The organism is Acinetobacter sp. YH12039, assembly GCF_013420015.1.
Taxonomy (GTDB): Bacteria; Pseudomonadota; Gammaproteobacteria; order Pseudomonadales; family Moraxellaceae; genus Acinetobacter; species Acinetobacter amyesii.
On sequence record NZ_VOZA01000017.1, the window covers coordinates 38,340 to 62,582 of the forward strand.

27 protein-coding genes and 1 pseudogene are annotated in these 24,243 nt (G+C 40.7%); 24 read left to right on the forward strand and 4 right to left on the reverse strand.

Annotation, left to right across the window (positions count from 1 at the left end; translation table 11 throughout):
- Positions 1–2 precede the first annotated feature (2 nt).
- The 19 genes from kdsB to pyrF all read left to right on the forward strand — a co-directional run bounded on the left by kdsB (position 3) and on the right by pyrF (position 14,067).
- On the forward strand, positions 3–764 hold the full coding sequence (gene kdsB / locus FTT98_RS09115; RefSeq protein WP_180007338.1) for a 3-deoxy-manno-octulosonate cytidylyltransferase: 762 nt from the start codon (positions 3–5) through the stop codon (positions 762–764).
- 13 nt (positions 765–777) lie between these two features.
- Entirely contained in the window at positions 778–1,761 is a 984-nt protein-coding gene (locus tag FTT98_RS09120; protein ID WP_180040232.1) for a DNA polymerase III subunit delta', read from the forward strand.
- A 15-nt stretch (positions 1,762–1,776) separates the two neighbouring features.
- Positions 1,777–2,118 carry a PilZ domain-containing protein gene (locus tag FTT98_RS09125; RefSeq protein ID WP_111885061.1) on the forward strand — a complete coding sequence of 114 codons (342 nt, stop codon included), beginning with the start codon at positions 1,777–1,779 and terminating at the stop codon, positions 2,116–2,118.
- A 31-nt stretch (positions 2,119–2,149) separates the two neighbouring features.
- Positions 2,150–2,923, forward strand: a complete 774-nt coding sequence (locus FTT98_RS09130) for a TatD family hydrolase (RefSeq protein ID WP_180022528.1) — start codon at positions 2,150–2,152, stop codon at positions 2,921–2,923.
- Between the two features lie 42 nt (positions 2,924–2,965).
- The gene (locus FTT98_RS09135) at positions 2,966–3,580 is read left to right on the forward strand and encodes a TetR/AcrR family transcriptional regulator (protein WP_168378896.1); all 615 of its coding nucleotides are present in this window, start codon (positions 2,966–2,968) and stop codon (positions 3,578–3,580) included.
- A gap of 9 nt (positions 3,581–3,589) precedes the next feature.
- Positions 3,590–4,147: a type II secretion system protein gene (locus tag FTT98_RS09140; RefSeq protein ID WP_180040234.1), complete on the forward strand. Its 558-nt coding sequence runs from the start codon at positions 3,590–3,592 to the stop codon at positions 4,145–4,147.
- Positions 4,137–4,529, forward strand: coding sequence for a type II secretion system minor pseudopilin GspI (gspI, locus tag FTT98_RS09145; protein WP_078188947.1), 393 nt, complete (start codon positions 4,137–4,139; stop codon positions 4,527–4,529). Before FTT98_RS09140 ends, gspI begins: the two co-directional genes overlap by 11 nt.
- 46 nt (positions 4,530–4,575) lie before the next feature.
- Positions 4,576–5,205 (forward strand): type II secretion system minor pseudopilin GspJ, encoded by a 630-nt coding sequence (gene gspJ, locus FTT98_RS09150; RefSeq protein WP_111885090.1) that lies wholly within the window; start codon positions 4,576–4,578, stop codon positions 5,203–5,205.
- Positions 5,206–5,244: 39 nt separating this feature from the next.
- A complete protein-coding gene (gspK, locus tag FTT98_RS09155) occupies positions 5,245–6,192 on the forward strand; it encodes a type II secretion system minor pseudopilin GspK (RefSeq protein WP_180040236.1) in 948 nt (315 codons plus the stop codon).
- A 130-nt stretch (positions 6,193–6,322) separates the two neighbouring features.
- Positions 6,323–6,919 (forward strand): 6-carboxytetrahydropterin synthase, encoded by a 597-nt coding sequence (locus FTT98_RS09160; RefSeq protein ID WP_180040238.1) that lies wholly within the window; start codon positions 6,323–6,325, stop codon positions 6,917–6,919.
- Between the two features lie 36 nt (positions 6,920–6,955).
- Positions 6,956–7,669: a uracil-DNA glycosylase gene (gene ung / locus FTT98_RS09165; RefSeq protein ID WP_180026951.1), complete on the forward strand. Its 714-nt coding sequence runs from the start codon at positions 6,956–6,958 to the stop codon at positions 7,667–7,669.
- Positions 7,666–8,790 (forward strand): enoyl-CoA hydratase/isomerase family protein, encoded by a 1,125-nt coding sequence (locus tag FTT98_RS09170; RefSeq protein ID WP_180040240.1) that lies wholly within the window; start codon positions 7,666–7,668, stop codon positions 8,788–8,790. The genes ung and FTT98_RS09170 overlap by 4 nt, the downstream gene beginning before the upstream one ends.
- A gap of 3 nt (positions 8,791–8,793) precedes the next feature.
- Positions 8,794–9,345: a tRNA adenosine(34) deaminase TadA gene (gene tadA / locus FTT98_RS09175; protein WP_078188939.1), complete on the forward strand. Its 552-nt coding sequence runs from the start codon at positions 8,794–8,796 to the stop codon at positions 9,343–9,345.
- Between the two features lie 26 nt (positions 9,346–9,371).
- A complete protein-coding gene (locus tag FTT98_RS09180; RefSeq protein WP_078188937.1) occupies positions 9,372–9,803 on the forward strand; it encodes an SRPBCC family protein in 432 nt (143 codons plus the stop codon).
- A 17-nt stretch (positions 9,804–9,820) separates the two neighbouring features.
- Entirely contained in the window at positions 9,821–10,504 is a 684-nt protein-coding gene (cmk, locus tag FTT98_RS09185; RefSeq protein WP_168378902.1) for a (d)CMP kinase, read from the forward strand.
- 107 nt (positions 10,505–10,611) lie between these two features.
- Positions 10,612–12,291 (forward strand): 30S ribosomal protein S1, encoded by a 1,680-nt coding sequence (rpsA, locus tag FTT98_RS09190; protein ID WP_168378903.1) that lies wholly within the window; start codon positions 10,612–10,614, stop codon positions 12,289–12,291.
- Between the two features lie 162 nt (positions 12,292–12,453).
- Positions 12,454–12,756, forward strand: a complete 303-nt coding sequence (locus FTT98_RS09195; RefSeq protein WP_067767464.1) for an integration host factor subunit beta — start codon at positions 12,454–12,456, stop codon at positions 12,754–12,756.
- A gap of 24 nt (positions 12,757–12,780) precedes the next feature.
- Positions 12,781–13,146: a lipopolysaccharide assembly protein LapA domain-containing protein gene (locus tag FTT98_RS09200; protein ID WP_078188931.1), complete on the forward strand. Its 366-nt coding sequence runs from the start codon at positions 12,781–12,783 to the stop codon at positions 13,144–13,146.
- Between the two features lie 240 nt (positions 13,147–13,386).
- Positions 13,387–14,067, forward strand: a complete 681-nt coding sequence (gene pyrF, locus FTT98_RS09205) for an orotidine-5'-phosphate decarboxylase (RefSeq protein WP_180040242.1) — start codon at positions 13,387–13,389, stop codon at positions 14,065–14,067.
- A gap of 79 nt (positions 14,068–14,146) precedes the next feature.
- Here pyrF and FTT98_RS09210 read toward each other — a convergent pair whose 3' ends face one another.
- Positions 14,147–15,055, reverse strand: coding sequence for a lysine exporter LysO family protein (locus FTT98_RS09210; protein WP_180040244.1), 909 nt, complete (start codon positions 15,053–15,055; stop codon positions 14,147–14,149).
- 48 nt (positions 15,056–15,103) lie between these two features.
- Positions 15,104–16,633, reverse strand: coding sequence for an NAD(P)/FAD-dependent oxidoreductase (locus FTT98_RS09215; protein WP_180040271.1), 1,530 nt, complete (start codon positions 16,631–16,633; stop codon positions 15,104–15,106).
- Between the two features lie 157 nt (positions 16,634–16,790).
- Between FTT98_RS09215 and FTT98_RS09220 the strand changes: the two genes are divergently transcribed.
- The 5 genes from FTT98_RS09220 to FTT98_RS09240 all read left to right on the forward strand — a co-directional run bounded on the left by FTT98_RS09220 (position 16,791) and on the right by FTT98_RS09240 (position 23,842).
- Complete coding sequence (locus FTT98_RS09220) at positions 16,791–17,798, forward strand: AraC family transcriptional regulator (RefSeq protein WP_111885051.1); 1,008 nt, start codon at positions 16,791–16,793, stop codon at positions 17,796–17,798.
- Positions 17,799–17,882: 84 nt separating this feature from the next.
- Positions 17,883–19,034 carry a cell division protein ZapE gene (gene zapE / locus FTT98_RS09225; protein ID WP_111885050.1) on the forward strand — a complete coding sequence of 384 codons (1,152 nt, stop codon included), beginning with the start codon at positions 17,883–17,885 and terminating at the stop codon, positions 19,032–19,034.
- Positions 19,035–19,560: 526 nt separating this feature from the next.
- The gene (locus tag FTT98_RS09230; protein WP_180040248.1) at positions 19,561–21,723 is read left to right on the forward strand and encodes a malate synthase G; all 2,163 of its coding nucleotides are present in this window, start codon (positions 19,561–19,563) and stop codon (positions 21,721–21,723) included.
- 88 nt (positions 21,724–21,811) lie between these two features.
- Positions 21,812–22,288, forward strand: a complete 477-nt coding sequence (locus FTT98_RS09235) for a hypothetical protein (protein WP_111885048.1) — start codon at positions 21,812–21,814, stop codon at positions 22,286–22,288.
- 111 nt (positions 22,289–22,399) lie between these two features.
- On the forward strand, positions 22,400–23,842 hold the full coding sequence (locus tag FTT98_RS09240) for an aldehyde dehydrogenase family protein (protein WP_180177303.1): 1,443 nt from the start codon (positions 22,400–22,402) through the stop codon (positions 23,840–23,842).
- A gap of 76 nt (positions 23,843–23,918) precedes the next feature.
- Here FTT98_RS09240 and FTT98_RS09245 read toward each other — a convergent pair whose 3' ends face one another.
- Together FTT98_RS09245 and FTT98_RS09250 are read right to left on the reverse strand one after the other, a co-directional pair.
- A complete protein-coding gene (locus FTT98_RS09245) occupies positions 23,919–24,074 on the reverse strand; it encodes a hypothetical protein (protein ID WP_180177304.1) in 156 nt (51 codons plus the stop codon).
- Between the two features lie 59 nt (positions 24,075–24,133).
- Positions 24,134–24,243: pseudogene (locus FTT98_RS09250) on the reverse strand (IS701 family transposase); the annotation flags it as partial.

Here is a 24,243-nt window from a genome sequence, read left to right on the forward strand (position 1 = left end):
TTATGAAACATATTGTTATTCCTGCACGTTTTTCAAGTTCACGTTTACCGGGTAAGCCTTTACTTGAAATTCATGGTCGTCCGATGATTTTACGTGTGGTCGATCAAGCCAAAAAAGTTGCAGGATTCGATGATCTTTGTGTCGCTACAGATGATGAACGTATTGCAGCAGTGTGTCGTGCAGAAGGGGTTGATGTGGTACTGACCTCTGCAGAGCATCCATCAGGGACAGATCGTTTAAGTGAAGTTGCATGCATCAAAGGTTGGGCGAGTGATGACATTATTGTCAATGTGCAAGGTGATGAACCTTTGCTTCCCGCTCAATTGGTAAAACAAGTTGCACAATTACTTGTTGATCAACCGACATGTTCGATGTCGACGCTCTGTGAGCCGATTCATAGTCTAGATGAGTTTCAACGTGACAGTATCGTCAAAGTGGTGATGTCAAAGCACAATCAAGCGCTGTATTTTAGCCGTGCGACTATTCCTTATGACCGTGATGGTGCAAAGCAAGCTGAACAAACCTTGCATGATCAGGCTTATCGTCATTTAGGCCTATATGCATACCGCGTAAAACTCCTACAAGAATATGTCACTTGGGATATGGGTGTGCTGGAAAAATTAGAAAGCCTTGAACAATTACGCGTTTTGGAAAATGGTCACCGTATTGCCATTGCTGTGGCAGAAGCGAACCTTCCACCGGGCGTAGATACTCAAGCTGACCTTGATCGTTTGAACCAAATGGATGTTTCGAACTTCGAATAAGGTTAAACGATTTATGCAAAATGAAATTGTGGCGCAAGTGTACCCTTGGCAGAAAAATACATGGAATACATTAACCAGCCGTTTTCCACAATTGGGACATGGCGTGCTTTTGTATGGCAAAAAAGGCTGTGGTAAAGAGGCATTTGCAAAACAATTTCTTGCATGGGTGCTGTGTCAAAAACGTGATGAGCGAACTGAGCCGTGTGGTGAGTGCGGGAGTTGCCAGTGGTTAAAGTCAGATACAAATCCAAATTTTGTCCATATCAGTACAGATGAAGACAATAAAAAGCAAAACGCCAAAATTAAAATCGAGAAAATTCGTGATTTATTGCCTTTTGTACAGCAAACCGTAGACGGTTGGCGAGTTGTGTTGATTGAGCCTGCTGAAGCATTAAACATTGCATCATCAAATGCATTGCTGAAAACATTGGAAGAGCCGGGCGAGCGGATTGTGATTATGTTATTGGCAGAGCATTATTTGAAATTGCCGGCAACCATTCGCAGTCGAATGCAGCACTATGCATTGGATCGTATTGAACCGGAACAATCACAGCAATATTTACAGCAGCATTTGCCCGATAGTGGTGAAACCCAGCGCAAAGTTCTCATGAACTTAGCTAGTCAAATGCCATTACAAGCGATTTCATTGGCAAGTAGTGAATGGCTAAATATGCGCCAAGAGTTTCTACAAGATTGGCAAAAACTTGTGACACAAAAAAATATGCCGATGGCAATTGCGACCAAGTGGAATAAAGCTCTGAGTTTTAGTGATTTTAGTCAAATGTTTGAATACTTGTTGTCCGATATAATTTGTGTCAAGCTAAATCAATCCATAAAAAATATAGATTTGGATTTTGGGGTGTTGGCAGAGCAATATTCGCTCGAAACACTCTTTGGGATTTATACAGAATTACAGCAGTCTAAGCGGTTCATCGAGCAGAACGTACAGGGGAATCTGGTCGTAGATGAGCTTTGCATCAAACTGATGAATGTTTAATTAAGGGGAAACATCATGCAACCACGTATGGGCGGGATCGTTCACGCTAATATTCCAGATGTGGAAACACTTTTTGCGAGCTACATGCCTTATGTCGTTGGTGGCGGTTTATTTGTACCATCAAAGCAAGCTGTGAAAATGGGTGATGAGGTTTTCTTATTGGCGACTTTGCCTGAACAAAGTATAAAAATTCCTTTGACAGGAAAAGTGATTTGGATTTCGCAAAAGCAAAATGGCATTAAACCACAAGGCTTTGGAATTCAATTAAGCGGCGAAAAAGGCGTTTATTTCAAAACAGAAGCAGAACGTTTACTTGCAGGGCTTAAATCTGAGGGGCGTAGAAGTTACACTATGTAGTTACAACAGTGAAGACTTGTAGGTACATATTGTGTTTGTAGATACCCATTGCCATTTAACCATGCTTGACTTAAGCCCTTATGAGGGTAATTTAGATCTTGCATTGGATCAGGCTCGTCAAGCCGGGGTCTCAAAATTTATGAGTATCTCGGTTGATCTAGATGACCATATCGAACTTTCAAAAATTGCTTCACGTCATGCCGATGTGGGTTATTCCGTTGGGGTACACCCATGTGAAGATCCTGCAACGATGGCTCGGGCAACAGAAGAATATCTCATTGAATTAGCACAACCTGAAAAGGTTTGGGCGATTGGTGAAACAGGGCTGGACTATTTTCATAGTACCGACTTTGTTGCAGAGCAAAAAGAATGTTTTGCCCGCCATATTCGCGCATCGCAAGCCGTGAAAAAACCGGTGGTTGTACATACTCGTTCTGCAAAGCATGATACGGTGGATATTATCCGTGCAGAGAAATCTACTCACGGTATTTTGCATTGTTTTACTGAAGATTGGGAAACGGCAAAAGCTGTCTTAGATTGTGGTTATTACGTGTCATTTTCAGGCATTGTTTCTTTTAAAAATGCACAAGATTTGCGTGATGTGGCCAAGCAAGTGCCACTGGATCGCGTGCTGATTGAAACAGATAGCCCATACCTTGCACCGATGCCCTATAGAGGAAAGTCTAATGAACCAAAATACGTTCCTTATGTAGCCAAAGCCTTAAGTGATGTATATGATAAGTCAATTGAAGAGATGGCTTTCATTACAATGCAAAACTTTGAAAATCTCCTCAATCTTAAGTAAATAATTTGAATTGATATAAGAGTAAGAGAGTATAGGGTGAAGATGGATCGTCAAGCTCAGTTTAGAGCAAGAGAGGCATTAATTTTCCAAGTGGCAGAGCAGCTGCTATTGGAAAATGGCGAAGCAGGGATGACACTAGATGCGCTAGCGGCAGAACTCGACTTGGCAAAAGGGACGTTATATAAACATTTTCAAAGTAAAGATGAACTATATATGTTGCTCATTATTCGTAATGAACGCATGTTATTGGAAATGATTAAAGACACCGATAAAGCTTTTCCTGAACACCTTGCTTTCTTTATGTTGCATCACTTACATCACCCAGAACGTACAGTGTTGTTTCACCAAATTGAAGAGCGTTTATCGACAACGGGTGTGGGTATTCAGCACTTGTTTAGTGAACTATATCAAGTGCGCAAACAACGCCTACGATTGATCATTCGTATGACTGAGCGTTACTTGGAGTCGATTCAAAGTAGCATGCCAGTACGTGATTATCTTGCTTCGATTTGGTCACTTACACATGGTGCTGCAGCAATTTTGAACTCTAGTTTTTATCAGCGTTATTTGGGTTCAAGAGACACCTTGCGGGTTGCTTATATTGATCAAGCCTTGGCCTTACCAAAACAAGTGCATGCGGTTGCTCAATTCGCTTAAAGGCTGCTTATGAAAATAGCATCACCATCATTGGTTCGTGGCTTCACCCTCGTAGAATTGATGGTGGTGATTGTGATTATGGGCATCATGGCCTCATTGGTGCTTTTGAATATCGGTGGAACAGATCAACGCAAAGCCATGCAAGCACGCGAAGTGTTTGTAATGGATCTGAAACGAATATTACGTGATGCAAATGATCAAGCTTTGATATTGGCCTTACAGCAAAAAGCTGGAACGGATGTCAACACGCAAAGCTATGCGGTACAAGAATATTTACCAGAACAAAAACGTGTAGAAAATAGTATTTTAAATCAGAACAATAAATGGCAAAACTATAAAAACTTTGAAATCCGAGTATTACCTGAAAATGTCTCTTTTACGATTCAGCCTTTAGACCAGCAGTATGAAAATGCCAATAATGATGATTTGTTAAATACCAATGCACCCAAGTTGATTTGGTTAGGTAATGGGGAAGTGAAGCCTGTGCGTATACAGTTTTATTTTGAAGAACGTCCCATTGGCAATGAAATCGAAATTGATCATTTAGGGAAAGTCAATGCGGGCTAAAGGGTTTACGCTACTTGAAGTCATGGTGGCATTGGCGATTTTTGCGACTGCGGCAATGGCTTTGTCTAATGTTGCGATGCAGTATACACAGTCGACAGCACACGCAATTTTAAGAAATAAAGCACAATTTGTCGCGCTGAATGAAATCGCTAAGATGGAAATCAATCGTGAATGGATGACAGGTACTGCATCTAAACAAGTCACTGAACAAGGCGAACAATGGCAAATTGACAAAAAAGCCCAAGCCACCATTAGTCCAAATGTACAACGGATTGATATCCAAGTGAGTTTGATGAATGCTGAAACTGGGGATGTAGAAGCAGGGATTAGTAGTTTAGTGTTCTTTAACTATAAGGCTCCGTTGGATGAAAATAATAACTAGAAAAAAACGTACATCTCAAGATATGCCTGTGCTTGTGCAGCAAGGAATGAAGAATCAAGCAGGATTTACCTTAGTTGAACTTTTGGTTGCGATTGCTATTTTCGCAGTGCTGTCTGCTTTGGGTTGGAAGGTTTTTGATTATGTCTCGAAAGTGAAGGAACGAAACGCAACCCATGAGGCAAGGCTTAGTCAGTTGCAAGATGCCCATCAGCAAATTCTCAGAGACACAGTACAAGCTGTGCCCTTAACTGCCAATATTAATGGAGATATTCAACCAGCGTTAGTATTGCAAAATGGCCGATTTAATTTCAGTAAGACAGGTGTCACTGATCCATTAAATCAGGGCATTGCACCTGACGAGCGAGTGGAATATCAATACAAAGCTGATGAAAAAAAATTGTATCGGCTAAAATTTAAAAATCTCAACCAAACGGGGCATGATCAGCCAGATTCGAGTGTTTTACTGGATAATGTTGAACAATATAAAATCACGGTACTCAATCCAAATGAGTTAGAGAATTGGCCAGATGCTGCCGCTGATTTGAATAATGAAAAAACCATTCAACTGTTACCGCGGGGTATCAGGATGCAGCTCACAGTGGATGGGACAAACTACGAATGGTTATTCAGTTTGTTAAATACTGATTTTTTATTGGATAAAAATAAGAATGGTTAGCGGTCAGGTAGTAGAGTCATTTGAAGTTCGGAGTTGCGTATGAAACAGCAACGTGGTATCGCTTTGTTAACTATCCTGATGATGGTAGCTTTGGCAACCATAGTTGCAGCAGGTATCGCAAAACAACAAGCCCATACTTCTGAAAATACCGCTTATGTGATGCGCCAAAATCAGTCGTTGTTATATGCGAAAAGTGCCGAAGCATTTTTTGCTGAACTTTTAGTAAATGATGCCGAAAATGCAGGGCAGGTGGATCACCTCCAAGAAAATTGGGCTCAGCCTATGCCCGCCTTTCCAGTGGAAGGTGGAACTGTTGCAGGTGTGCTGCAAGACGAATCTGGAAAATTTAACCTCAATAGTTTGGTTTCAGAAGAGGGTGTGGTAAATGACAAAGCAAAATTATGGTTTGAGAAAATATTGCAGCGTGTTGGTTTACCCGCAGAATTAAGTCAAGCCGTGATTGACTGGCAAGATGAAGATGATGAGACCTCTGGCCCAATGGGAGCAGAGCTGGCGTATTATCGTGGTTTAAATAATGCGGCACTACCGCCAAATGCAAAATTCCATAGTGTGGAAGAGCTGAAATCAGTCCGTGGTTTTGACGGTGCTCAATATAAACTAATTGCGCCTTATGTGAGTAGCTTACCTTCGCATGAAACAACGGTAAACATTAATACCGCTCCTGCATTTTTGTTAGCGACCTTGGATGATCGTTTAGATGTCAATGCAGTTGAACAAGCTTTGCAACAAAAAGCAGCCAAATTTGAACATTTCGAAAATATCAATGATTTATGGGCAATGGAGCCATTTGCACAGGTGAGCACAGAAAATAGGGAAGTTTTAAATTCACAATTGGGTGTGCAGTCGAACTATTTTAAAGCGCAAATTGAAATTATTTTAAATGAAAGAAAGCGTCAATTTACCAGTGAGTTAGTGCGAAAAGATAAAGATGTATATGTGGCTTTTCGCAGTATGGCACCATTTTAGGTCTTAAATATCGCTAAATTTTCATGATGCCTTTTCCCAATTGTGCTGAACAGCAAAATTAATGCCTCTTGTTAGACTTTTGCATTATAATCTCTAAGAACCCATAGATTATTTGATTGCATTACGACACATGTTAATTCGTAAGTTATTTAAGTTTGAAAACGCGCATATCGTGCGTAATTGCACGTCAGACCGTTGCAAACGTTCCATTCATGGACACAGTTATAAAGTCGAATTATTACTCAAAGCGTCGAAACTTGACCATGGACAAATGGTTTACGATTTCGGTTTGCTCAAAGGGGTAATTAAAGACTTATTTGATAGTTTTGATCACGCGATTTGTTTTTGGCAACATGATGATGCCGAGTACATTCGTGCCTGCAAACAGTTCAGCGCACGGTGGGTTGAACTACCCGTATCGCCTTCAGCAGAACAGTTTTCACGGATCTTCTTTTACTTGGCACAACAAGTTCTAAAATCAACAAAAACTCAAAATGGTGAGGGTGATGTTGAAGTGTATTCTGTGATCGTACATGAGACGGACACAGGCTATGCGCAAAGCTTTTTAGAAGATATCGATAATGTACAAATGGGGCTCTTGCAGTTAGATCAAATCGTCTTTTCCGAACAGGTTCAATCGGAATGGAACGATACCCAGATGTATGAAAAATTAAAACAGGGTCAAAAATTTTTAAACCCTGCAGTTGATTTACAAGTTAAAATTTAAGTAAATATTTGGTTTTATTAGGATTGGTTAACAGTGATGTCTTTAACAGAAGAGCAACAAGCAAAACTCGCTAAAGTGCAGCTTGATGCTAGCTGGAAATATGGTCTAAGTGAGTTTCTGCTTAGCCCCCGCATGGATGAGTTAAAAGACTTTCTGATACAACAAATGAAACAGGATAAAGTGATTTATCCTCCGAATCCGCTGATTTTTAATGCCTTAAATACGACGCCTATGGCGAATGTAAAGGTGGTGATTTTAGGCCAAGACCCTTATCATGGGCCAAATCAGGCACATGGCTTGAGTTTTTCGGTACAAAAGGGGGTTGCATTACCACCTTCTTTACGTAATATTTTCCATGAGTTAAATACCGACCTTGGGGTACCTGTGTCAAAACATGGGGACTTAACACGCTGGGCAGAACAAGGTGTTTTGCTTTTAAATGCGGTACTGACTGTTGAGGCTGGGCAACCAACTTCACATCAAAAACGTGGCTGGGAAGATTTTACAGACCATGTGATTGATGTTTTAAATGAACAACGTGAGCATATTGTCTTTATTTTATGGGGGGCATATGCACAGCGTAAGGGACAACGCATTGACCAAAATAAGCACTTGGTGCTAAAAGCCGCGCATCCATCACCTTTGGCTGCAAACCGCGGTGGTTTTTTTGGTTGTAAGGTGTTCTCAAAAAGTAATAATTATCTTAAACAAAATGGCATTGAGCCAATAGACTGGCAGCTGGACGCATGACTTATTCTCCCGTTTCAAAAAATTATCACCCAGATCTGATTGTTGAAGAAGCGAAAAAGGGCTGGCGCATTGTTCGCCTGAATCGCCCAAAATCGCTTCATGCATTAGATGAATCTATCTGTACAGCGTTGCTTGAAGTCTTTCAGGACTTTCAACACGATGATGCAGTAAAAGCGATTTGGTTAGATTCCACTACGCCGAAAGCATTTTGTGCAGGTGGCGATGTACGCAAATTGCGACAATTGGTGGTCAATGATGAAGTTGAAACGGCGAATAAATTCTTTGAACAAGAATATGCCCTAGATTTGCTGCTGCATAACTATGCAAAGCCGATTTTGGTTTGGGGCGAAGGTTATGTCATGGGAGGTGGTTTAGGTCTATTTATGGCTGCACCTTTCCGTTTGGTGACACCTTATTCACGTTTAGCAATGCCTGAGATTAATATCGGTTTGTATCCAGATGTTGGTGCGACGCGTTTCCTCGCTGACCGTGGTGCCATTGGATTGTTTACTGGGTTAACTGGCTCGATTATGACCGCAGCTGGTGCTTATGGTATCGGCTGGGCAACGCATATTTGTGATGCTCAGCGTGATAATGTACTTGAAACTGTCATTAATATTGATTGGGATCATTATCCAGCGGGCGATTTTCGTGCCATTGATGACACTTTAAATAGTATGCATCGTTCTGTGGGGCCGGGGCCATTACAAAACTCGTTAGATGTGATTCAAAGTGTGTGCCGTGGGCATAATTTTGAACATGACTATGAATCAATTATTGGTTTAAGTGATGCGCGCAGTGATTGGTTACGCCAAGCCAGTGAAAATCTACAAAAAGGTTCACCTGCAACCGCCGCATTAACATGGTTGTTGTGGCAGTGGGGCAAGCAAGTGCATTCTTGGAATGAAGTGTTTGAGCTAGAAACCCAAATTTCGGATTGGAAAATTCGTCACGCGGACTTTGTTGAAGGTGTGCGCGCCCGTCTAGTCGATAAAGACCTGTCTCCAGAATGGAAAAAAGGTACAGATCTTTCCCTCAAAGGAATTCTGGCTGATGAGCCTCCTGTAACCAATATTGACAGTTGGAATGCACTGTTAAGACAGTATGGTGTAATTTATTAATTGATGTCTGAACCAAACTTATATAGTGATGAACATTGGATGCAGCTTGCTTTCGAGCAGGCTGCACAAGCTGCCGAATTGCAAGAAATTCCTGTAGGCGCAGTCATTGTGAGTCAAAATCAAGTCATAGGTGCAGGGTTTAATGCGCCGATTTCTCTGAAAGATCCCACCGCACATGCGGAAGTACAAGCTTTGCGTCAAGCTTGTTTAAATATCGATAATTACCGTTTACCCGATGATGCAACCTTATATGTAACATTGGAGCCATGCACAATGTGTGTGGGTGCTTTGGTACATTCGAGAATTAAACGTGTGGTATTTGCGACGACTGAGCCTAAAGCAGGTTCTTTGGTCAGTTCGCGTCAATTATTAAATTCAGGCTACTATAACCATATCTTTGAGTTTGAGCATGGTTGCCTACAAGAGCAATGCTCCCAACAATTAAGTGATTTTTTTAAAATGCGTCGTGAACAAAAACGACTGATGAAGTTACAGGAAAAAGCCACTTTGACTGAACTTAATTTAAAAAATCAAGTAAACTCTACTGACAATTAATATTGTCAAATAAAATAGGGTACACCATGAAATCGATCCAAGTAAAAAAAGAATTTAATGCACCAGTCGAGCAGGTTTTTGACTTACTTTCAAAACATTCGACCTATAACGTGGCTTTTGCACCGATTCAAGTGGTGCGCGTCAAAGATTCTGCAGATCCTGAACGTCCTGATGGTGTGGGTTCTGTACGTCGTATGGGCTTTGGGCCAGTGAAGCCGTTACAAGAGCAAATTACCTTGCTTGAGCCAAACCAACGCATTGAATATAAGATTATTAAAAACCCACTGGTGAAACATCATTTGGGTGTGATTCAATTCGAAGCGATTGATGCTGCGCGTACTTTAGTCACTTATACGATTGAATTACAGGCGCGTGCGCCATTCGTTAGTCAATTAATCCTTGCGCAACTGAAGTCAGCGATTAAAATTGGTTTTTCAAAACTTGCAAAAACCGTATAAACAAAAGTGGAAGAGCAATGACAGTTCAAATCATTACAATTGATGGCCCAAGTGGCTCAGGTAAAGGAACATTGGCAGCAAAAATTGCGGCACATTATCAGTTCCACTTACTCGACTCAGGTGCGTTATATCGTCTGTTGGGATTGTCATTGCATAAGCAAGACTTAATTGATGCATTAGACTCAAAGCTCGATGAATGCGTAAAAATTGCAACAAATTTAGACATACAATTTGTGACAAATGAAGCAGGTGTTTCGGTGCTTTTAGATGGTGAAGATGTCTCAAAAGTTATCCGTACTGAGAGAGTCGGAGAGTTTGCCTCAAAAGTTGCTGCAATTCCTGCACTTAGAACTGCGCTTTTAGAACGTCAGCATGCCTTTGCCCAAGCACCTGGTTTGGTTGCAGATGGCCGTGACATGGCAACTACGATTTTTCCCAATGCTCAAGCCAAGATTTATTTAACGGCTTCTGCTCAGTCCCGTGCAGAGCGCCGTGTAAATCAGTTGCAGGCTATGGGTGTGGATGTTAAAATAAACGACATTTTAGCTAATATCGAAGCGCGTGATAAGCGAGATATGGAACGCACAGTCGCTCCACTCAAGCCTGCGCCAGATGCTTATTTCATTGATAGTTCAACTTTGAGTATTGATGAAGTATTCACGCTGATGACGAATTACATCGATCAGCAATTAGCAAACTAAAGAATTTTCAGCAGAAGCATAGCTTGATCAGTCTTATACGGACTATGTAGACGCTTAATTAAACCGGCCTTGTCTGATCCAAGACCGCTGACTTTACTAGGTATATCATGACCGAATCTTTTGCAGCCCTCTTTGAAGAAAGCGAATTAAACCTCAACGTTGAAAAGGGTGCTGTCATCCAAGGCGTTGTAGTAAATATCGACTCTGACTGGGTAACAGTTGACACTGGCCTTAAATCAGAAGGTATTGTTGACCGCGCTGAATTCTTAAATGAACAACGTGAACTTGAAGTTCAAGTTGGCGACACTGTTGACGTAGTTGTTGAAGCTCTTGACAACGGTATGGGTCAAACAGTTTTATCACGTGAAAAAGCGAAACGTGCTGAAACTTGGACTAAACTTGAAAAAATCTTTGAAGACGGCGAAATCGTTACTGGTGTTATCTCTGGTAAGGTTAAAGGCGGTTTCACTGTTGACATCGGTCCAGTTCGTGCGTTCCTTCCAGGTTCTTTAGTTGATACTCGTCCTATTCGTGATACTACTCACTTAGAAGGTAAAGAGTTAGAATTTAAAGTAATCAAACTTGATGCTAAACGTAACAACGTTGTTGTATCTCGTCGTGCTGTTATGGAAGCTGAATCTTCAGCTGACCGTGAAGCTCTTCTTGCTCAGCTTGAAGAAGGTCAAACAGTTACTGGTACTATCAAAAATCTTACTGACTACGGCGCGTTCGTTGACCTTGGCGGTATTGATGGTCTTCTTCACATCACTGACATGGCTTGGAAACGTATCAAGCACCCTTCAGAAGTTGTTGAAGTTGGTCAAGAAGTTACTGTTAAAGTACTTAAATTCGACCGCGAACGTAACCGCGTATCTTTAGGCCTTAAACAATTAGGCGAAGATCCATGGTTAGCGATCATGAACCGTTACCCTAAAGGTTCTATCGTTAAAGCTCGTGTAACTAACTTAACTGACTACGGTTGCTTCGCTGAAATCGCTGAAGGCGTTGAAGGCTTAGTACACGTTTCAGAAATGGACCACACTAACAAAAACATCCACCCATCTAAAGTTGTTCAGATCGGTGACGAAGTTGACGTTATGGTTCTTGAAGTTGATGAAGAGCGTCGTCGTATTTCTCTTGGTATCAAACAAACTCGTGCTAACCCATGGGAAGAGTTTGCTAAAGAACACGACAAAGGTGAAAAAGTTTCAGGTACGATCAAGTCAATCACTGACTTCGGTATCTTCATCGGTTTACCAGGCGGTATCGATGGTCTAGTTCACTTGTCTGACATTTCTTGGAACGAACAAGGCGAAGAAGCTATCCGTCGTTACAAGAAAGGTGACACAGTTGAAGCGGTTATCCTTTCAGTAGACGCTGAAGGCAACCGTATCAGCCTTGGCATCAAACAAATGAACAGCGATCCGTTCAACGATTTCTTAGCTGCTAACGAACGCGGTGCGCTTGTTAAAGGTACTGTAACTGCAGTTGACGCTAAAGGCGCTACTGTTAAGTTAGCTGACGAAGTTGAAGCGACTCTTAAAGCATCTGAAATCAACCGCGACCGCGTTGAAGATGCAACTAAGTTCCTTGAAGTTGGTCAAGAAGTTGAAGCTAAAATCATCAACGTAGACCGCAAATCACGTTCTATCAACTTGTCTATCAAAGCGAAAGACGAAGCTGAAGAAAAAGAAGCGGTAGCTAACTTGAACAAGACAGCTACAGCATCTTCAGACAATGGTCCTAAGACTATTGGTGATTTGATCAAAGCTCAAATGAACCACTAAGTAAGTGTTTGAATTGTATTATTAATGTAAATTAATTAATATTTTTTACACAATTACTGTAACGGTAGCGTAGTAAGTGATTATTACGCTACCGTTTTGTATTTAAACAGGTTATTATCAGGAAACTGATCCTAGGTAGCTTGATAATTAAAGAGGTCGCAGATGACTACTGAAGCACTTAATAAGTCTGACTTAATAGAGCGTATTTCTCTTAAAAACCCACACTTAGCTGAACCCTTAGTGGAAGAGGCCGTTAAGATAATGATCGATCAAATGATCGAAGCGTTATCTACAGACAACCGAATTGAAATCCGTGGTTTTGGTAGTTTTGCATTACATCACCGTGAACCACGTGTGGGTCGTAACCCAAAAACAGGTAAATCAGTAGAAGTTGCAGCAAAAGCTGTACCGCACTTTAAACCTGGTAAAGCTTTACGTGATGCGGTAAACGAATCTGCAAACTAATTCAAAACATTGTTAGGGGTGTTTATGCGTTACGTATTGGTCGTAATTTTACTGGTTCTATTTGGATACTCATTGGCTTTGGTTCTGCAAAACGGAACTGAACTTTCAGTCGATTTGTTATTTACACAAGTGCCTGCAATGCGTTTAGGGCTTTTATTGCTATTAACCTTGTCTTTAGGTTTGGTGTTAGGTCTTTTATTGGCAGTGCAAGTATTTCGAGTATTTCAAAATAACTGGGAAATTAAACGTCTACGTAAAGATATTGACCGCCTACGCAAAGAGCAAATTCAAACTGCTCAACTGGCTGCTGCTGAAGCGGCTGCACATACGCGTCATGAAAAGACAGTTTTAGATATTGATGCGAATGAGCGTCCTTCTAACCCGTTATAATTGGGTTTTAGAAGTAAATTAACTACTTTTATGAGTAGATTTAAATTTTATATTTAACACTCCGGTGGATCATCGGGGTGTTTTTTTATGGGCTGAAAAAATAAAACGCTTATCTCAAATAAAATAATGAGATAGGTCAATTAAAATTAATCATTTCAAATAACATGAGTTTTATAGCTTTCTGATCAAGTTGAATCCATTTATAATGCACTAATTTTGTCAAAATGAAGGGTAAGTCTCTTGAGTATCATCGTTGCACTAGATGCTAAAAGCCAATATGACGCACTTACAATTGCAGAGCAGTTAGATCCTGCATTATGTCGAGTTAAGGTTGGTAAAGAGTTATTTACCCATGAGGGTCCAAGTGTCGTTAAGGCATTGCATGATAAAGGTTTTGAAGTATTTCTAGATCTAAAATTCCACGATATTCCAAACACTACAGCGCAAGCAGTTTGTGCAGCTGCGGATATGGGTGTGTGGATGGTGAATGTTCATGCTTCAGGTGGTCGTAAAATGATGGAAACCTGTGTTGAGCGTTTAAAGACGGGTAACTATAACACTCAGCTGATTGCAGTAACGGTATTAACCTCGATGGGCCGTGAAGATCTTGCGGATTTAGGTTTAGATGTTGAACCCTTTGAACATGTGAAACGTCTTGCGACTTTAACGAAAGAAAGTGGTTTAGATGGTGTAGTGTGTTCGGCACAAGAAGCAAAAATGCTGCGTGAGACTTTGGGTGCTGAGTTTGCTTTAGTGACACCGGGTATCCGTCCTGCGGGTTCTGCTGCTGATGATCAAAAACGAATTGTGACACCTAAACAAGCCATGCTCGATGGTTCTACACATTTGGTGATTGGTCGTCCGATTACCAAATCGGACAATATGCGTCAGACTTTAAAAGATATTTTAGCGACACTTTAATATTTACCTTCTCTCTCTAACTCTCTCCCAAAGGGAGAGAGAAAGTCCTCTGCCTTTGGGAGAGGATTTAGGTGAGGGGTTAGATAGCCGCCAATATACTCACCAATATTGGTGCAAGTACAGAAAGGATAAAGCCGCTGACCATAGCATGTGGAATAAAATCATTACCACAGGCTTGTTTGACCATGGGTAGGGTGACATCCATAGCTGTTGCACCCGCAGATGAAATTGCAGAGCGTGGGTAGCGCCAGCCAATAATATACATAAATACAATCGCAAAAATTTCTCTGAATAAATCATTCATCAGCGCGATACTGCCTAGATGCGCATTCTTTAATTCAGTCACGACGATGCCTGTCATCGAATAGAAACCGTAGCCTTGTGACAACATAATCAAATCTTTCAAACTGATTTGTGGCAATAGATAGGCAGCAGCAAAAGCGCCCAAAAGTGAACCGACGATACAGCCGAGTGGAACAAGTAGAATTTTCCAATTTAACCAAGAACGATCGAGCGGTGAGTAGGCGAGATCAAGCCCAATCAGAAACATGAAGACTAAAAGTAGATCCCAAGTACTAATATGTGGCTGAAGACTAAAATGTGCTGCAATTTCGGCAAAAGCATAACCTAAACCTAATGCAATAAAAGCATAGCTAATATTGATGAGTGAGCTTGTCACTAACTGCATGGACACTTTGCCATGACTGGGTTTATAGCCTAAAAGCTTAAACAAAATATAGCAGCAAATAAAAGCACCCATTGAGGTCAATAGTGCAATAAGTACTGATGAAGAGAGGATTTGCAGAGGTGCTGGAATAGTGTGTAATGTTTCAGAAAATTCGATCGCAATCGCAAATAACAAAATATAAGTAAAGTACGGCAGGAGTTTAAAGGCGATTTTTTCAAGCCAAGTGGGTAGGCGACGTGCAAGAATAAAACCAAGCCCTAAACAGGTCAAGAGCTGGAAAATCAGCCAGAAAGATTGCATAAAAAATAGGCAGATAATGAATACCTGCCTATTATGACCTGTTATTGCTTAAGCTGCATGACTAGATTTTGTTTTACTTAGGAGTCGAAAATCAGCTGGATTTATTTTTCGAGTAGCGAGCCAATATTTCCATGTATAAGTTGGCCACAGTGCAAAATTTTTACCGCCATTTTGTTGATACCAGCTCACGCAGCCTGATTGCCATACCGTGCCATCAAGCATGTCTTGTACATGAGTGTTAAATTGATCTTGCACCTGATCTTTGACAGCGATGGCTTGAACATTAGATTTTGAAACCAATTGCATCATTTGTAAGATGTAATCGACTTGTGCCTCAATCATAAATACCACTGAATTATGCGCAAGTACGGTATTGGGGCCTAATAATTGGAACAGATTTGGAAAGCCTTTGGTGCAAATGCCATAAAAACTTTCTGCGCCAGCTTGCCAAACTTGTTTGAGTTCTTGAGCATTTTCACCAATACATTCAAAGGACTTGAGATAAATACGTGGGTCAGTAATAAAGCCAGTCCCATAGATTAAGCAGTCAATTTCACGGGATTTTCCATCTTTGGTAATAATGGCATTTTCAGTGATTTCTTGTATTGCATCACTGACCAATTCCACATTAGGTCTATTAAAGGTTGGAAAGTATTTATTAGAAATTAAAATGCGTTTACAACCCATGATGTAGTTTGGGGTTAGTTTCTTGGCGAGTTCAGCATCTTTGACTTGGTATTTAATATACAGTTCAGCCAGTTTTTGCGCATACTTCATGGTGGTCGGCTTAACAATTGGCACGACACGTGATTCGTTGGTCCAATACAGTCGAGCACGGTGAATTTTTCGAAACCAATCATATTTTTTAAATAATGATTTTTCTAAACCATGATAACTACGTTCATCTCGTGGAATGACCCAAGCCGCTGTACGCTGAAAAACATAAAGTTGCTGTGTTTGTGGTGCAATTTCTGGAATGTATTGGATGGCACTGCCGCCTGTACCAATCGATGCGACTTTTTTGCCTGCTAATGGATATTGATGATCCCATTGAGAAGAATGGAACACTTTACCCTTAAATTTTTCAATGCCTGGAATATGTGGAATTTGTGGGACATGTAACGGGCCAGATGCAAAAATCACATATTGAGCGGTAATTTTAACGCCATCTTTGAGTTCTAAATGCCAGTCGCAGGTTGATTCATTGTATTGGCTTGAAAGCACTTCACTGTTAAAGCGACAGAATTGTTTTAAATTATATTCACGGGTGACATGTTGGATATAGTCAAATATTTCCGGCGCTTCGGCGTAACGCTTTGACCAATCTGTTTTGGGTGCAAAAGAAAGTGAATACATATGTGATTGCACATCGCAGGCAGCGCCAGGGTAGCGGTTTTCACGCCAGGTTCCACCAAAATCATTGGCTTTTTCGAGGATCAGAAAATCTTGATTGCCTTGTTGTAAAAGTCGGATCGCCATAGCAATACCACCAAAACCACCGCCGATGATGGCGATTTGTGTATGTATTTCAGAATTGGCTTTTGGGGTTTGCACTGTTTTTGTTTGCGCTTCCTGCATCATTTTTTTAATTCCAAGCGAGATTACAGGCTAAGCATACTTGAGTTCATAACCAGAACAATATGATTGAGGTGACAGAAAAATTGATCGAAACGGCAATGTTCATAATTGCAAATTTGTAGTAAAAAAGAAGAAATTTAATGTCATTTTACGATTTATGAAACGATCTATTCTAAGCCTGATGTATTTAGTACAAGGAATGCGTAAAGCAGGCGTAGATGTCGATCAACGTTTGCAAACTATCGGGCTGCGTGTCGATGCACTCGATCCTACTTCGGTGATTCATCCGAGTTTGGAGTGGGATGTACTGAAAGTCATTGGTAAAGATGTAGAACCTGAGCAAGGTTTATTTATTGGTCAGCATTATACGTTGGCGGGTTATGGCCCGTTGCTGATGTTATTGGTCACCAGTGATACTTTACGCCAAGCTTTAAATCAGGGAATTCGCTTTCAACAGTTGACGCATCTAACTGGGCGTTTGAGTTTGCAAATCAGTCAGCATAAAGTGGCCTTATGTTATCAACCGCAAGATGTGTATGCACCACTGGGTGCATTATTGGCGCAGTCGGAAATTTCTGGAACGTATAAATTCATCCGTGATCTGTACAAAATGATGGGGCTATCTACACCGCAAGTTCAAATTGATTTGCCGTTCGCTGAACCCAAAGATCCTGAAAAATTAAAAATGTTTACTGATTATTATGGCTCTCAAGTTCGATTTGGTGCGCCATTTGCGGCATTTTGGTTTGATGAAGATGTTTTAGATATTCGGATCCCTTCCGCAGATATTATTACTTTTCGATTATATGAGTCGAAATGTATTGCGGAGTTAGAACGTTTAAGCGCCGATGAAGATGCGCCATCATTGGTTCAACGTGTGCAAGATTATTTGGAATTACAAAGTGGTGCGATGCCAAGTATGGCAGCAACTGCTCAAGCGTTGAACTTGCCTGAAAGAACTTTGCGTCATCAACTGCAACAGTTAAATACCAGTTATAAGCAAATTCGTGAAGATATTATTAAAGATAAAGCACTCCGTATGATTGAATATAATGAATATTCAATTGAAATGATTGCAGAATTGCTGGGCTATTCAGAACCTGCGGCGTTTAATCATGCGTTTAAACGTTGGTTTGGGCATAGTCCGAGACAATATAATAAATAGCCAATGCGCTTTACTGCCAAAGTGTTATATCTTCGAGTTTATTCTTCGTTATAATTCATTTAGCCCAAAAAAGTATTTAATGATATGTCAGATTTTCAGTCACCACACAACACCGCATTTACTCCGATTTCACCGGCTGAGCGTTATGCTCAAGCCTTAGCATCTGGTCAGTTTTTACCAGATCAGGAACAGGCGCAAGCGGTGCATGAGTTGGATCGAGTTTGGCAAGAATTAATCCAACGTTTTAAGGCTTCTAAAAAAGCGTTTCGTCGTTTCCGTCGTCAAACTGCACCGAAAGGGGTGTATATGTGGGGCGGTGTAGGACGTGGTAAAACGTGGCTGATGGATCAGTTTTATGATTCTGTGCCATTTCGACGCAAAACACGTATGCATTTCCATCACTTTATGCAGTACGTACACCGTGAATTAAATAAGCTTTCAGGTCAGCGTAATCCACTCGACCTTGTTGCCGACCAAATTTATAAAGAAGCAGTCGTGATCTGCTTTGATGAATTCTTTGTATCCAATGTCACAGATGCGATGATTTTGAGTGATCTATTCCAAAAATTATTTACGCGTGGGATCACCCTTGTTGCAACATCTAACATCGCACCAGATGGTTTGTATAAAAACGGGATCCACCGTGACCGTTTTATCCCAACCATCGAAATGGTAAAAAAGAACTGTGTGATTTTAAATGTAGACTCAGGCGTAGACTATCGTTTACGTGTATTGAAACAAGCGCAGTTGTTTAAGTCACCTTTAACACATGAACATAAGTTGTGGATGGCACAGCGTTTTACAGCATTAACGCAAACCCAAACAGTTTCACAAGAGCCAATTATTATTAATCAGCGTATTGTGGAAACCATTGGTCATACGGAAGATGTACTGTGGTGTGAATATTCTGAACTTTGCCTAAAACCACGTAGCCCAGCGGACTTTATTGAAATTGCCAATATTTATAATACGGTCTTGGTGAGTAATGTGCCGCACATGACGGATTATTTGTCTGAAGGGACTCGTCGTTTTATCTATCTAGTTGATGAGTTTTATGACCGTGGTGTGAAGTTGTTGCTTACTTCAGAAGATACGATTATTGAATTATATCAAGGTGAAAAATTGGCATTTGAAATTGAGCGTACACGTTCGCGCTTATTGGAAATGCAATCTGATGATTATCTACATACCTCTCACCGTCAAATCAATGCACCAGAATCTACGGCAGAAAATTAAGCGTTTCTGTTGGAATGAAAAAAGAACGTCTTGATGGCGTTCTTTTTTTTTGATTTTTAGTTTTAGAAAACATGTATAAATTAAGAAAAGCTGTGGAACGAACAATAGAAGTTAAAGCAAAGTCTCATGATAAAAGCATCATTAAATAAGAAGTATGGCTGTTTAATAATTCATCGATAAAAGCGTTAAATTTAAACTGATTGGTTGAAGTTGTAGCATCGACATTGGCAGCATTTCATGGCTTAATCGAGTGAGTTTGTTTGACGCTTGGGTCTATTTGTTCAGTTTTAGAACAAAATTCTGCACTTAAGTCTAATTTCGACATTTCAAAAACTTTATACACTGTAAAAAGGTATTCAGGCTGATGATGACGTCGTATTTCTGATCTTTATTATGTTGAATGATGAGGGTATTTCATTACATAGAAAATGATCATTATTTAGGAATGTGATAGTACTATTCAGCAAAGTATAAATGGGTATACTAGAATCTCTTGTTATAAAAAATAGCAATATCAGGAAAGACAATGACTGCACGTATTCAAAAAGGCAAGTTAGCGATTGCTAAAGAACTTTACGATTTCATCGAAAATGAAGCACTACCGGGTTCAGGTTTAGACAGTGAAACTTACTGGAAAAACTTTGAACAAGTCGTTGTCGATCTTAGCCCAAAGAACAAAGCACTATTGGCTAAGCGTGACGACATTCAAGCTAAAATTGATGAATGGCACCGCAACAACAAATTTGAACTCGAAGCTTACAAAGCTTTCCTTACTGAAATTGGCTACTTATTACCAGAAGTAGAAGATTTCCAAATCAGCACAGAAAATGTAGACGAAGAAATCGCATTATTGGCTGGTGCGCAATTAGTAGTGCCTGTACGTAATGCACGTTACTGCTTAAACGCTGCGAACGCACGTTGGGGTTCACTCTACGATGCGCTTTACGGTTTTGACGTGATTTCTGAAGAAGACGGCGCGGAAAAAGGTAAGGGCTATAACCCAGCTCGTGGTGCAAAAGTTATCGAATTTGCTAAAAACTTCTTAAATGAAACTTTCCCGCTAGCTAATGGTTCGCATGCAGATGCAACTAAATATGCGGTAGAAGGCAAAAAGTTAGTTGTAAGCCTAAAAGATGGCTCAACTGCAACTTTAGCGAAAGAAGCTCAGTTTGTTGGTTTTAATGGTGACGAAGCTGCGCCAACTGAAATCGTACTTTTAAACAATGGTTTGCATGTAATCATTGAAATTGATGCGACGAGCCCAATTGGTTCAACTGATGCTGCGGGCGTTAAAGACTTAGTTCTTGAAGCTGCAGTAACCACAATTCAAGACTTAGAAGACTCAATTGCAGCAGTTGATGCTGAAGAGAAAGTTGAAGGCTACCGTAACTGGTTAGGCTTAATGAAAGGTACACTTTCTGAGTCAATCGAGAAAAATGGTAAGACCATCACGCGTACATTAAATAAAGATCGTACGCACAAAAACTTAATCGGTGGTGAAACTACGCTTCACGGTCGTTCATTGATGTTGCTTCGTAATGTAGGTCATTTGATGACAAACCCTGCGATCCTTGTAGATGGTGCTGAAATCTACGAAGGCATCATGGATGCATTGATCACACCGTTATTGACGTTTGCAGACATTAAAGGCGAAAACGAAAACAAGAATTCTCGTAAAGGTTCTATGTACATCGTTAAACCAAAAATGCATGGTCCAGAAGAAGTTGCATTTGCAGTTGAATTATTTGAGCGTGCTGAACAAGCGCTTGGTCTACCTGCGAAGACTTTGAAAATCGGTATCATGGACGAAGAACGTCGTACTTCTGTGAACTTGAAAAACTGTATCGCGCAAGCGAAAGATCGTACGATCTTTATTAATACAGGTTTCATGGACCGTACGGGTGATGAAATCCATACTTTCATGGAAGCAGGTCCATTCGTTCGTAAAGGCGAAGTGAAGTCTCAAATCTGGTTCCCTGCATATGAAAACCGTAACGTGATGATCGGTCTTCAAGCCGGCTTACGTGGTAAAGCGCAAATCGGTAAAGGCATGTGGCCAAAACCAGATATGTTGCTTGATATGTACAAAACGAAGATTGAGCATCCAGAAGCTGGCGCAAGTTGTGCATGGGTTCCGTCTCCATCTGGTGCTGTAATTCACGCGATTCACTACCATCAGTGCAATGTTTCTGAGCGTCAAAAAGAGTTGTTGAATACTCAGCCGCTATCTTTAGATGACTTGTTAACGCCGCCTTTAGCGACAGATACAAACTGGTCTGAAGAAGAGAAAACTAAAGAACTCGAAAATAACCTTCAAGGTATCTTAGGTTATGTCGTTCGTTGGGTTGATTTGGGTGTAGGTTGTTCAAAAGTACTAGACATCAACAACGTTGGTTTGATGGAAGACCGTGCAACTTTACGTATTTCTTCTCAACACGTTGCAAACTGGTTACGTCACGGTATCGTAACTGCTGAGCAAGTTGAAGAAGTGTTTAAACGTATGGCGAAAATTGTGGATGAGCAAAATGCCAACGATCCACTTTACACGCCAATGGCACCAAGCTTTGATGGTTATGCATACAAAGCTGCTTATGACTTAGTATTCAAAGGTGGCGAGCAGCCTTCTGGTTATACAGAGCCGCTTCTTCATGCTTACCGTTTAAAATTAAAAGGTTATACAGGTGACTAATCTGTAAATCAAAAAAAGCCTCTTCGGAGGCTTTTTTTATTGCTTGAGAAAGTTAGAATGTCGACATAAAAAATGAAAAGGAAACTCCATGTATTTATGGAATGTAAATCGGTTGGTGGATGATATAAGACTGAATAAAGTCTCTGAAACCCATTATAAAAACTACTATATTGCCAGCTCAATATTGATTTTCTTTAGCTACTTAGCACTGACGTTAACCCCAGAATCCAAACCTACAGAAGCTTGGGCTTCGTTTGTTTTACAAGTTGGTCTGCTGATTAGCTGGGTGAATGCCATATTTAAAGCCAATGGCGGCGAGCAAGGCCGAGATTTTTTAAAGCGCTTTATTGCATTGTATTTGCCCGTAACGATTCAGAGTTTAGTCCTCTTTATCTTGATCGCTGTTGTTGTCGAAGGGCTGTTACCCATGTTGACCCTAAACATGGAGGAGGCTGCGCTTGAGCAACTCACCACAGTTAAAGATCTAAGTTTTGAAGTCATCATTAGCTGTTATATTTATTGGCGAATCTATAAAGCGATGCGGCAGATTCATCAGCCTGTTTAAAGTATAAGGTTGTAAAAGAAATTAATTATAAAGTTTTATCCTGTTTTTCTCATAGCTTTTCGATGCTGAAGCCTTTACATTGGAATGAATGATAAAAATGGGATGGAAACGATGTCAGCATATACCGCATTAGATTTGCAATATATTGGTGGACAGTGGCGAGCAGGGACTTCAACGCGTCACATCAAGAATATCAATCCCTTTAGCCAAGCAGAGATTTTTGAATTGCAGGCAGCCAGCAGTGTCGATGTAGACAGTGCTTATAGTGCGGCAGAAGCTGCCTTTAAATCAGAAGTGACCAAGCCCATTGAAGTACGTCAGCAAGTCATCACTAAATTAACTCAAACCATTCAGCAGCGCAGAGAAGAAATTATTCAATGGCTGATAGATGAATCTGGTAGTACACGTTTAAAAGCCAATATTGAAGTTGATGCAGCGCTCGGCATTATCCAAGAATCGTTGCGTTTTCCTGAAAAAATGCAAACTACGCAGCTAGAGAGTAAAGACCCGAGTCGAAAGAGTTTTGTATTGCGCAAACCCTTGGGTGTCATTGCGGTGATTAGCCCGTGGAATTTTCCATTTCATTTATCGATGCGTTCTGTGGTGACTGCGATTGCTTGCGGCAATAGTGTGGTGCTGAAGCCTGCAAGTGACACGCCAGTGACAGGTGGAACGTTACTCGGGAAATTATTTGAAGAAGCGGGTTTGCCGCATGGCGTATTAAATGTTGTTGCAGGCAGCGGCAGTGAAATTGGCGACTATTTTGTAGAGCATCCTGTGCCTAAAATGATTTCATTTACAGGTTCAACTGAAGTGGGTCAACAGGTGGGGGTGAAAGCTTTGGCAAGTTCACGGATTAAGCGTTTAGCGCTGGAACTTGGCGGCAATGCGCCTTTGGTGATTTTAGATGATGCCGATTTAGATTTAGCCGTTGAACTGACCGTGATGGGGCGTTTTTTGCATCAAGGACAAATCTGCATGAGTACCAATCGAGTGATTGTGGATGAATCCTTGCACGATGCTTATGTTGAAAAATTAATTAAACGGGTAAAAAGCATTGTGGTCGGTGATCCGAATGATGTCGAAACTCTGATAGGCCCTATCATCAATAAGTCGCAAATCGATAAATTAAAAACCATTATTCAAAATGCCATTCAGCAAGATGCGATTTTAGCCTATGCAGGCGGTATAGAAGGTCAATTGGTTGCACCGCATATTTTCACCCATGTGGATGCGCACGCTGATATTGCATTAGAAGAAAGCTTTGGGCCAATTTTGCCGATTTTAAAAGCGCGAGATGAAGCGCATGCACTTGAATTGGCGAATTCAACCCGATTTGGTTTATCGAGTGCGGTATGTACCTCAAATTTAGCACGCGGCGGAGAGTTTGCGGCCAAACTCGATATAGGCATGACGCATATCAATGGCATCAGTGTGGCGGATCATTCTAATGCACCCTTTGGCGGTGAACGGAATTCAGGCCTTGGTCGCTTTAATGGTGAGTGGATATTTGAGGAATTTACCCGCACCCATTGGCAAACGTTCCCTGCTTAAAATACACAAAATGAAGTCTATTTTATCTTGTGCAATAGACTTCACTGCAGGTTCTGTTATGCAGGACATTTCTAGTTTATTTCCATGAAATATCAGGAAGTATATAGTCCCAAAAACGACTCCAACGTGTTTTGTAATACAGGAAAGAGCCAATATCTTGGCTTGAACAATTATCCTGATAGTACATTTTGTGATTCATCAACAGCATAGGTTTACGCTGCAAGGCCGTCATATACAGCTTGACCTGAACCTTGTAATTGTAGATTGAATAATTATAGGACTTACGCACTATTATTTAAAGATTCTCTGTGGTAGCAGATGATTTTTATCGAGAATAAAGTCATCAATGAAGCTTTTGATAATTGGTCTAAATAATTTCTTCTGCCAACGATATACATTTT

Excerpts from the sequence above, each read along its gene's own strand:
- rpsA (WP_168378903.1), top strand. The coding sequence starts at position 10,612 with ATGACCGAATCTTTTGCAGCCCTCTTTGAAGAAAGCGAATTAAACCTC.
- tadA (WP_078188939.1), top strand. The coding sequence starts at position 8,794 with ATGTCTGAACCAAACTTATATAGTGATGAACATTGGATGCAGCTTGCT.
- FTT98_RS09120 (WP_180040232.1), top strand. The coding sequence starts at position 778 with ATGCAAAATGAAATTGTGGCGCAAGTGTACCCTTGGCAGAAAAATACA.
- gspJ (WP_111885090.1), top strand. The coding sequence starts at position 4,576 with ATGAAGAATCAAGCAGGATTTACCTTAGTTGAACTTTTGGTTGCGATT.
- FTT98_RS09240 (WP_180177303.1), top strand. The coding sequence starts at position 22,400 with ATGTCAGCATATACCGCATTAGATTTGCAATATATTGGTGGACAGTGG.
- FTT98_RS09220 (WP_111885051.1), top strand. The coding sequence starts at position 16,791 with ATGAAACGATCTATTCTAAGCCTGATGTATTTAGTACAAGGAATGCGT.
- FTT98_RS09215 (WP_180040271.1), bottom strand. The coding sequence starts at position 16,633 with ATGCAGGAAGCGCAAACAAAAACAGTGCAAACCCCAAAAGCCAATTCT.
- FTT98_RS09180 (WP_078188937.1), top strand. The coding sequence starts at position 9,372 with ATGAAATCGATCCAAGTAAAAAAAGAATTTAATGCACCAGTCGAGCAG.
- ung (WP_180026951.1), top strand. The coding sequence starts at position 6,956 with ATGTCTTTAACAGAAGAGCAACAAGCAAAACTCGCTAAAGTGCAGCTT.
- FTT98_RS09200 (WP_078188931.1), top strand. The coding sequence starts at position 12,781 with ATGCGTTACGTATTGGTCGTAATTTTACTGGTTCTATTTGGATACTCA.
- FTT98_RS09135 (WP_168378896.1), top strand. The coding sequence starts at position 2,966 with ATGGATCGTCAAGCTCAGTTTAGAGCAAGAGAGGCATTAATTTTCCAA.
- FTT98_RS09160 (WP_180040238.1), top strand. The coding sequence starts at position 6,323 with ATGTTAATTCGTAAGTTATTTAAGTTTGAAAACGCGCATATCGTGCGT.
- cmk (WP_168378902.1), top strand. The coding sequence starts at position 9,821 with ATGACAGTTCAAATCATTACAATTGATGGCCCAAGTGGCTCAGGTAAA.
- FTT98_RS09210 (WP_180040244.1), bottom strand. The coding sequence starts at position 15,055 with ATGCAATCTTTCTGGCTGATTTTCCAGCTCTTGACCTGTTTAGGGCTT.
- FTT98_RS09230 (WP_180040248.1), top strand. The coding sequence starts at position 19,561 with ATGACTGCACGTATTCAAAAAGGCAAGTTAGCGATTGCTAAAGAACTT.
- zapE (WP_111885050.1), top strand. The coding sequence starts at position 17,883 with ATGTCAGATTTTCAGTCACCACACAACACCGCATTTACTCCGATTTCA.
- FTT98_RS09235 (WP_111885048.1), top strand. The coding sequence starts at position 21,812 with ATGTATTTATGGAATGTAAATCGGTTGGTGGATGATATAAGACTGAAT.
- FTT98_RS09170 (WP_180040240.1), top strand. The coding sequence starts at position 7,666 with ATGACTTATTCTCCCGTTTCAAAAAATTATCACCCAGATCTGATTGTT.
- FTT98_RS09125 (WP_111885061.1), top strand. The coding sequence starts at position 1,777 with ATGCAACCACGTATGGGCGGGATCGTTCACGCTAATATTCCAGATGTG.
- FTT98_RS09195 (WP_067767464.1), top strand. The coding sequence starts at position 12,454 with ATGACTACTGAAGCACTTAATAAGTCTGACTTAATAGAGCGTATTTCT.
- kdsB (WP_180007338.1), top strand. The coding sequence starts at position 3 with ATGAAACATATTGTTATTCCTGCACGTTTTTCAAGTTCACGTTTACCG.
- gspI (WP_078188947.1), top strand. The coding sequence starts at position 4,137 with ATGCGGGCTAAAGGGTTTACGCTACTTGAAGTCATGGTGGCATTGGCG.
- FTT98_RS09245 (WP_180177304.1), bottom strand. The coding sequence starts at position 24,074 with ATGACGGCCTTGCAGCGTAAACCTATGCTGTTGATGAATCACAAAATG.
- gspK (WP_180040236.1), top strand. The coding sequence starts at position 5,245 with ATGAAACAGCAACGTGGTATCGCTTTGTTAACTATCCTGATGATGGTA.
- FTT98_RS09140 (WP_180040234.1), top strand. The coding sequence starts at position 3,590 with ATGAAAATAGCATCACCATCATTGGTTCGTGGCTTCACCCTCGTAGAA.